General features: G+C 31.8%; 1 protein-coding gene. It reads right to left on the bottom strand.

Annotation, left to right across the window (positions count from 1 at the left end):
• Positions 1–122 precede the first annotated feature (122 nt).
• A complete protein-coding gene (locus HH219_RS21610) occupies positions 123–953 on the bottom strand; it encodes a hypothetical protein (protein WP_169328598.1) in 831 nt (276 codons plus the stop codon).
• Between the last annotated feature and the right edge of the window lie 151 nt (positions 954–1,104).

Here is a 1,104-nt window from a genome sequence, read left to right as displayed (position 1 = left end):
AAGACACATACACCTTACAACGAATCAACATATTTAGAAGCACTAAAAAGAAGAGGTTCGCCGCTGTTAAAATTTGCAATAAATAGCTAAATTTTACTAGTTGTCCACCTCAGGGCGTGTTGTTAGCTAGCTTTTTCAAACGTTCTCACTCTATCCCATTCTCGTTTTAATATTTTTTGAGAGATTGAAATTATATCGCTAATTAAAGTTTCTTCTTTGAGGTTAATTAAATTATTTATTTCTTCCCTTATTTTATCTACCAGGTCAACATGATCTTTTTCTTTAGGGTTAATTAATAACTCAATTTTATAACTGTGCAACCATAAGTTTTTTTTCTCAGCCTCATTCATTTGTGTTAAATGTTGAGAAGGAGAGGTTGAAGCCACTACAGCAAGAAAAGACGTTATTTCATCTCTTAATGAATTTATCCATTCCTGCCGATTATTAGCAATAATAGTTTTTTGTGTTCTGTCGTGTTCTTCTGAAATACTTTTGTTATTAATTTCGACTAAGTTTTTATTTGAAGCTTTTAATGCAGAAATTGATTCATGTGATTTTATTTTTATAGTTCGGAGGGATAAAAGCGTACTGGCTATTATGGTAATAATTGTAATTAATGGTAAAAGATAAATATACCAGTTAGTCTTTTGATTTATTTTAATTGGTATAGGTTTTTCTGTTGTATACGCATCCTCTATGTAAGCTACGAGGCTTGAGGCTGTCAGATTTATATCTGTTTGTACAGTTCTGCTTTTTTCGATAGCGTCACTTAGTTTTTGTTGCTTAATAGACAAAAGATCAACATCTCTATTAAGTGATGAAACCTTAGTCTTTAATGCGTTATTTGCCTCTATCTTTTCCTCCATTTGTTCTTCTTTAATTTCATTCGCTGAAAGTACATTTAAAGAGATAAAAAATAAGAGAAGAACTAGAGTATTAATAATATTTTTCAAAGTGACTTCCAATTTAGATCTAGCTAACACTTTAGTATTTATGCAACACGCAGTTTGTGTTGCATAATCGCTTGTTGGACTGAGGCGCTACCTGCTCGGTGTATAGAGTTGGTGTTGTTTATGCTATGGGAATTTGCTTTTTAGAGGCTCT

The sequence above is a fragment of the Pseudoalteromonas sp. NEC-BIFX-2020_015 genome, from assembly GCF_012952265.1.
In the GTDB taxonomy this organism is placed as follows: domain Bacteria; phylum Pseudomonadota; class Gammaproteobacteria; order Enterobacterales; family Alteromonadaceae; genus Pseudoalteromonas; species Pseudoalteromonas neustonica.
This window is presented reverse-complemented; position numbering and strand designations above follow the sequence as displayed.